The sequence below is a fragment of the Rhodoblastus sp. genome (genome assembly GCF_052145335.1).
Classification (GTDB): Bacteria; Pseudomonadota; Alphaproteobacteria; order Rhizobiales; family Beijerinckiaceae; genus Rhodoblastus.
This window is the reverse complement of the sequence record NZ_JBKQOU010000325.1, coordinates 1-7,014: the sequence shown is the minus strand read 5'-3', so window position 1 is coordinate 7,014 and position 7,014 is coordinate 1. Positions and strand designations below refer to the sequence as shown.

Here is a 7,014-nt window from a genome sequence, read left to right as displayed (position 1 = left end):
CGCCATCTGACGCCTCTCACCGAAGTTCGCGACGAAACAAGCATGGAACGGATCAATTTGCGCACCCTGAGCCTGGTGACCCTAATGGCCGCTCGTCGGCCGGTCCGCTAATGAGGCCAAAAGTGCGCGCGTATTCCCATCGTGGCCACGGCCCGCGAGCCGATCAACAGGCCGGATACATAGAAGCGACTTCCGTTTTCCAAGCCGAACCCATTGCGAATCGAGCCGAATAATTTAACTGCAAGAAGGATTGGCCGTAATCAGCTTTACGGCCGCCCGTCGCTGTCGGATCGAATCGCGCTATGAACGGCCGATAAAATGGTGTCCGTGCCATGTACCGGTCAGTCCACATATAGTAGGTGTCTGGCCTAACCGGATAGGCAAGGTTCTTTCCCTTTTAAGCGCGTAAATCGATCGGAAATTATTCTCCTTCCAGCGATACGGAGTCGATAAAGGCCTGATCGTCATGCGCATGATCGCGAGAGCGTAAAACATTCTACGGCAATAATAGTTCGAATGTTCGCACCCAAGTGTCGAATTGGGTCAAGCAGCAGATCGCGCGCGCAGTATGAGCGGATATTCGAACCTGGTGACGTTATTCTGGATGGCGCCTGTGTCTGTCACTTTCGGCTTCATGCGCGCCTCCAATTTCGTCCGAGTCGGTCGCTGGCCGACGCCACGGGCTTGCGAAAAATTCGCGGCTTTTTCACCTGCGCCCGCGCTTAAGATCGTGCGCCGAGCGGCGACTGGCACGCCGTCCCGACTCAATTGCCGTCAGGCAAAAGGGCCTGGAACTGTTCGGGCGTGAGATAGCCCGTCACCTGGGCGCCTTTGCTGCGCTGGTAGCCCATGATCGCCTCGCGCGTGAGCGGGCCCATGATGGAATCGATCGGGCCCGTATAAAGGCTCATGTCCCGCAGGCGTTCCTGTATACGCTGGCGTTGCCTCATGCCGAGCTGCTTCTCGTCGATTGGCGCGCCGACGGCGGCCTGACCGGGCGCCTTTGCCGCTCCGGACCGCGCCCGGGCGATCTCGGCTTGAGCCTCGGCCTTGGCCTTCTCGGCCTCAGCCGCCGCGCGCGAAGCCTCTGCTTGCGCCCGCTGCGTCTCCTGCTTCGCCTTTTCCAGCTCCGCCTTCGCCTGCTCATTCTGGAGCCGGGCGGCCTCCACCTGAGCATCATTCTCTTTGGAGTTCCGCTTGGCCTCGGCCGCAGGCTTGGCGGGAGGCTGCGCGACGTTCGCCGCCGCCGGCGCGCCGGGGGCCGTGACAGCTTCGGCTGGCGGGATCGGCTTCGCAAGGCTGATGTCGGCGGGCGCGCCGAAAACCGAGCCGCCATCCGCCGACGCCCCCTTGACGACGTCCGCGAGACTGGGCGCGGGCTGTTGCAGCAGCGTCACGACGGCGTCGGCCGCCTGCTCGCTCACCGCATCGATGCGGGACACTGGCAATCGCGCCGAAGACGAGAAAACGGTCACGACGGACTTCGGGTTCTCACTGGCGTATTCGGGCCTCGCGTCCAGGCCCGAAACCGCAGGCTCGAAATTCGGCGCCGTCATCAGCACGATCACCGCGCCGGCCTTGGCCTTGCCTGCGATCTGCGCGACGGAAGAAATGGCGATGCCGCGCGAGAACAAATCCGTGGCGACACCCAGTTCCGTGTTCACCGGCAGGAAATAGGTCTGGCCGCCCGCCGCCGTGACGTGGCCCATGACGAACGCGATTGCGAAATCGGCGCCGTTCGCCTTCTGGGCGAAATCGAGCATGAGCGCCCTCGCCCGGGAGTTGGCTGGATCGGCGCCGAAGAGGACGTCGAAACCCTTGGCCCGCAGCGCCTCGGCGATGTCTTTCGCGCGCTTCGCGCCGATGCTCGACTTCTGGAGCTTCTGGTAGTCCTCGCCGACAATCACCAGCGCCGTTCTGCCGGCCGCGTCTGCCCGCCACGGGGCGGCGAACACGACCAGCGCGGCGGCGGCAACGATCCAGCGCCGAAGCCTGCCACGGGCGCCCGCTGTCGGTACCCCTGCGAGCCATTCGGGCTCCAACGAGTGCGTGATTTTCAACCCGAAAGAATCCATGGCACTGGTTCCTGACTTGGGTTAACCTTCGCAAAGTAGTTTTCGCCGACGAGACTTCTCCCAAGGGGGTCGTTCACATGGGATTGAGACTGCGTTTCAACTTGATCCTTGCGGCTTGTTATCTGGTCGGACTTGCCCTGTGCCTATGGCCGTTTTACCAGCTTTCGCGTCGCGAGGCCATGGAGCAGCTGCAATCGCAAGTCGATGTGCTGCGGGCCCAGGCGCTTTCGGTCCGCAAATACACCGGCGACGAAATCCAGCCTTTGCTTGCCGATCAGTCCACGATCCAGTTTCTGCCCCAAACGGTCCCGGCGTTCTCGGCCCGGAGCGTCTTTGGGAATTTCAGGCGCTTCTACCCGCAGTTCTTTTACAAGGAAGCGTCGCTCAATCCGACGAACCAGACCAACCTGGCGCAGGACTGGGAGAAGGAGCTCATCGAGAAGCTTAGCGCAAATCCCGAACTCGACAAGGACATTAGCATTCGCGATACCGACTCGGGACCGCAATATACCGTGACCTATCCGATGCCGGTCAAGGACGAGAGTTGCCTGACGTGCCATTCCACGCCGGGCACGGCTCCGGCCTCGATGGTCGCTCTTTACGGCTCCAAGAACGGCTTCGGCTGGAAGCTGAACCAGACCATCAACGCGCAGATCATTTCGATCCCCATGAGCGCTACCGACGCAAGGGTTTGGCGCAACATGATGTTCTTCGTTGGCATTGCGAGCGGTATCTTTGTTGCCTTGCTCGCGCTGCTCAACGTGCTGCTCGACCGCTATGTGATTTCGCCGGTGAACCGGATGGCCAGGATTGCGGAGGCCTATAGCATGGGCGAGACCTCCGTCCCCGAGTTCGAATATGCCGGCTCTGACGAGGTGGCGTCGCTCTCCCGCTCCTTCAACAGGATGCGCCGCAGTCTCGACAGTGCGATGAAGATGCTCGACAAGTGAGCCGGGACGTACCCGACGACGCGCGCGTTGCGGAATGCCAGCCGAAGGAGGCCGCGCCCAACATAGAGACGAACCGCGATGAAAGGCGAGGCAGTTCCCCAACGGGTCGGGAAATATCGCATCGATCACGTGATCGGGCGAGGTGCGATCGGCATCGTCTACAAGGGCTATGACGAACAGATCGACCGACCGCTGGCCATCAAGACTCCGCGTCCGGAAATCCTCAGCGACGTCGACGACTCGGAGGGCTTCCTCAAGCGCTTCACCACCGAGGCGCAATCGGCGGCCCGTTGCCTGCATCCCAACATCGTCACGGTATTTGACCTCGTGCAGCACGAGCAGCGGCCTTACATTGTGATGGAGTACGTCAATGCCGGCACGCTGGAGAAGGTGATCAGCGCCGGTGCGCTCATCCCCATCCGGCAGGTGGGGGAGATCATGTCCCAGATCCTGCTGGCGCTTGATTACGCGCATTCCAAGGGCGTCATCCACCGCGACATCAAGCCGGCCAACATCCTCTGTCCCTCGGCCGTGTCCATCAAGGTCGCCGATTTCGGCGTCGCGCGGCTCGACTCGCTCGACTTGACGAGGCCGAATGGACTCGGGGGGGCGGGCACGCCCAGTTATATGGCGCCGGAACGCTTCCTTGGGCGCCCCGCCGACGGCAGGGCCGACCTCTTCTCGGCAGGCGTGATCCTGTATCAAATGCTCACAGGCGCAAAGCCCTTCGTCGCCTTCGACCTGCCGGAACTGATGCGAAAACTTCTCAACGAACTCCCGCCCTCCATCATGACGCTGCGGCCGGAACTATGGCCCGAGATCGAGGCGGTCGCCCATAAGGCGCTCGCCCGAAACCCTGAAGACCGGTTCCAGACCGCGGAGCGCTTCCTGGAGTCGCTGCACGTGGCGATCGAGGCTCGACCCCACGAAAATCTGCTCCCGGTCGACCTGGCCAAGCTATCCCGGCCCGGCACGGACGCGCCGGCAAGCCCCACTCCTACGCCCGAAATGCTGAACGTGACCATGGCGGAACAGCTATCGATCAGCGCGAAAGATGAGCTGAGCCGCAGATTGGCGCGCTGGCTTGGACCGATCGCCCGGCTTATCGTCAAACAGTCGCTGCAGGATACGACCGAGGTCGACACGCTACTTGCGTCGCTGAGCCGGCAGATCAAAACCGACGCCGGGATCGAGCAGTTCCGGCAGGACGCCGAAAAGCTGCTCAGGGAGGACCTCGGCATGGCCTTCGAGCGGGCCCAGGAGACGATTTCGGACGCTGAGATCAAGGCCGCCGTCGACGCGTTGATTCCCTTGATCGGGCCCATCGCCAGGCGCCTCGTCAGCCGACAGGCGCTGACGGCTGTCGGTCGCGACGACTTCTACCGCCGGCTCGCCGATGAGATCCCCGACGACCGCGCGAAAACGCGCTTCCTCACGCTCCGCGAGCGGTGGGCGGCAAACAGGACGCACTGAGATGCAGGAACGACCGGGATGAACCCGATGGACAGCCCGGGCCCGGACGTTCCCGGCCCCATTCCGACGCGCCGCCGACGCCTGCGCGCCGTCTTCGCGGCCGACGTCGCCAACTTCGGCGGCATGATGACGATTGACGAAACCAACACGGTCGACGCGCTCTCGATCACCCGCCGGGTCGCGATCGAAGAGCTCGCGATCCATCGGGGGTGGCTGTTCGGGATGCCGGGCGACGGCATCTTTGCGCTGTTCGAGAGCACGGTGGACGCAGTGCGCTGCGCCATGCGCATCCAGTCCCGACTGGCGGAATCGCCGAAGCTTTACTATCTGAAGTTGCGCATCGGCGTGCACCTCGGCGAAGTCCTGTTCCAGGACGACCTTCCCTATGGCGAAGCGCTGGTCATCGCCGCCCGCCTCGAAAGTCTGGCGGAACCGGGTGGCATCCTCGTATCAGCCTCGGTCGTGGACGCGGTCGCGCCCCGCATCGCGGCCACCTTCATCGCGAGCGGCGTCCCCACGCTCAAGCACAGCCCGAGACGGATCGAGACATTCCGGGTGCTGCCTCCGCCACCCGCGAGCGCGTCAGGCCCAGCCGCCCCACTCGACAGCACGACCGCGCCCGAACCGGTCCCGCCACAGGCGCCACCGCCGCGCCCAGGCAGCGCTGGTGCATCGGCGCTCCCCCGGCTGCCGAAAGCCAGTCCTCTGGTCCTGCCGAACGAAATGCCGGCCGTGACGGAATCGCCGCCGGCTGACGCCGCCCTCCCAATGGCTCCGGCCGCCTTTTTGGCGCCGCCCGAAACACCGGCGAAAGGCGATGCGCCGGACGAGACGAATTCACCGAGGGCAGGGGCCACCGGCCTCGACGAGGCGAGCCTCGGCCGGCTCGTGCCGCTCCTTGCCACCCATCTCGGACCGGTCGCCAGGGTGCTGGTTCGCCGCATGGCGGCGGAAAGCTCCGACGCGGCGCAACTCATTCGGATGCTGGCGCAGGAGATTCCCTCAGAAGGCGAGCGGCTGAAGTTCCTGACGCGAGCCAGAACCGCTCTGAACGGATCGGATTAGAGCGCTTTTCGTTCCGTCGGAAGTAAAAAATCTCTAATACTTTGTTTAACTGCGAATTTTCATCGGAAATGGGTGCAGCTTTTCGGGAAAAAGATCTGAGCCTCATTCATCGGATTCCGCCAAGTCTTCCAGCACGTCGGATTTGCAGATCGTCAGCACGCCCTTCTCCTGGAAAACGACCCCCTCGTCGATCCAGCGGTTGAGCAGTTTGTTCAGGCTTTCGCGCGACATGGCTGTCCATTGCGCGAGTTCGCCCTGGGTCAGCTTGATGGTGATCTCGTGGCCCCTCGGCGTCCGGCGACTGTGGTCCTGGACCAGATGGCCAAGAATCCTGGCCAGCCGCTGCGGCGCCGGGCGCAGGACCGCGTCCTCCATGCGGGCCGTCGTCCAGCGCAAGCGCTGGCAGAGCAATCCGATCACATTGTGTGCGAGCTGGGAGTCCCTGTCCAGCGCGTCAAAGAACGCCTTGCGCGAAATGCTGATGAGCTCCGTCGTCGCCATGGCGGAGGCGCCCGCTGTCCGCACGCTGCCGTCGAGCATGCCGATCTCGCCGAAAATGGCGCCGGCGATCTGCACGTTCAAAGTCACCTCGACGCCGGCGGCCGAGACGGTCCATATCCGAATTCGCCCCGACGCGATGACATAAAGCGCGTCCGACGGGTCGCCGACATTGAAGAGAAGCTCGCCCTTCTGCAGCGTCCGGCGCTGCGCCCGGCGGCTCACTTGCTCCATGACCTCGGCGGCGACATTCTGGAAGATCTCCAGACCTTGCAGGCGCAGGGGCTCAGACACGGCGGATTTCTCGGACATGCGGCGCTCCTGACGGGGTCCGGACCTCGGGCCTGCCTTCAGAATACGACCAGGCGCGAAAAAAGTAAGCAGACGAGCGGTCGCCGGTCCCGGCTGTGGCGCAGATCACAGCCGCGGTGGAAGCCTGCGTCCATCCTCCTGCATTATTCCGAGCCCGACAAGGAGCCGCCATGAGCAGCGCAGAGCAAAGGGACCTGCTGGACGACCGCGCGTTCAGGCCCGTCAACGACGATTACGGAGGCGGCGCGCGCGACGATTCGCACGCGCGCCACCAGCACTCCGATTTCTTTTCCCATTTCGAGCACGATGGCGGGCAGGAGGGCTCACACGGCGGCATTTACGCGCAGGCCCCGGCCGACCATGGCGGCGGTCTCGGCTGGGGGCCTGCGGCATGGGGCGAAGCCGGCGGGTTCGAGCATGTCCTCGGCGGCGGCATGGCTGCCCCGCAGGCCGTCGGTCCGGTCGATCACCTTGCCGCCGGCGACGGCCCGTCGGTCCAGACCCATGCCGCCAATACGGTCAACATCACCTTCGATACAGGTCCTGGCGGTATACTTGATATCGGCGGAAACGTGGAAGCCTTGGGAAATCAGTCAACGGCCCTTAACGCCGCCTCGTCGCACGATTCCGCCGGCGTGCTT

6 protein-coding genes are annotated in these 7,014 nt (G+C 63.7%); 4 read left to right on the top strand and 2 right to left on the bottom strand.

Annotation, left to right across the window (positions count from 1 at the left end):
* Window positions 1-764 precede the first annotated feature (764 nt).
* The gene (locus ACLP2E_RS20125; RefSeq protein WP_442466918.1) at window positions 765-2,060 is read right to left on the bottom strand and encodes a peptidoglycan-binding protein; all 1,296 of its coding nucleotides are present in this window, start codon (window positions 2,058-2,060) and stop codon (window positions 765-767) included.
* Window positions 2,061-2,152: 92 nt separating this feature from the next.
* On the opposite strand from ACLP2E_RS20125, the gene ACLP2E_RS20120 reads away from it, so the two are divergent.
* The 3 genes from ACLP2E_RS20120 to ACLP2E_RS20110 all read left to right on the top strand — a co-directional run bounded on the left by ACLP2E_RS20120 (window position 2,153) and on the right by ACLP2E_RS20110 (window position 5,563).
* On the top strand, window positions 2,153-3,025 hold the full coding sequence (locus tag ACLP2E_RS20120) for a c-type heme family protein (RefSeq protein ID WP_442461079.1): 873 nt from the start codon (window positions 2,153-2,155) through the stop codon (window positions 3,023-3,025).
* Between the two features lie 78 nt (window positions 3,026-3,103).
* Window positions 3,104-4,498 (top strand): serine/threonine-protein kinase, encoded by a 1,395-nt coding sequence (locus ACLP2E_RS20115; protein WP_442466917.1) that lies wholly within the window; start codon window positions 3,104-3,106, stop codon window positions 4,496-4,498.
* Between the two features lie 18 nt (window positions 4,499-4,516).
* Window positions 4,517-5,563: an adenylate/guanylate cyclase domain-containing protein gene (locus tag ACLP2E_RS20110; RefSeq protein WP_442466916.1), complete on the top strand. Its 1,047-nt coding sequence runs from the start codon at window positions 4,517-4,519 to the stop codon at window positions 5,561-5,563.
* Window positions 5,564-5,665: 102 nt separating this feature from the next.
* Here the strand turns inward: ACLP2E_RS20110 and ACLP2E_RS20105 are convergent, their stop codons facing one another.
* On the bottom strand, window positions 5,666-6,373 hold the full coding sequence (locus ACLP2E_RS20105; protein WP_442461076.1) for a Crp/Fnr family transcriptional regulator: 708 nt from the start codon (window positions 6,371-6,373) through the stop codon (window positions 5,666-5,668).
* A 170-nt stretch (window positions 6,374-6,543) separates the two neighbouring features.
* On the opposite strand from ACLP2E_RS20105, the gene ACLP2E_RS20100 reads away from it, so the two are divergent.
* The coding region (locus ACLP2E_RS20100; RefSeq protein WP_442466915.1) for a hypothetical protein at window positions 6,544-7,014 on the top strand (471 nt) is incomplete at its 3' end.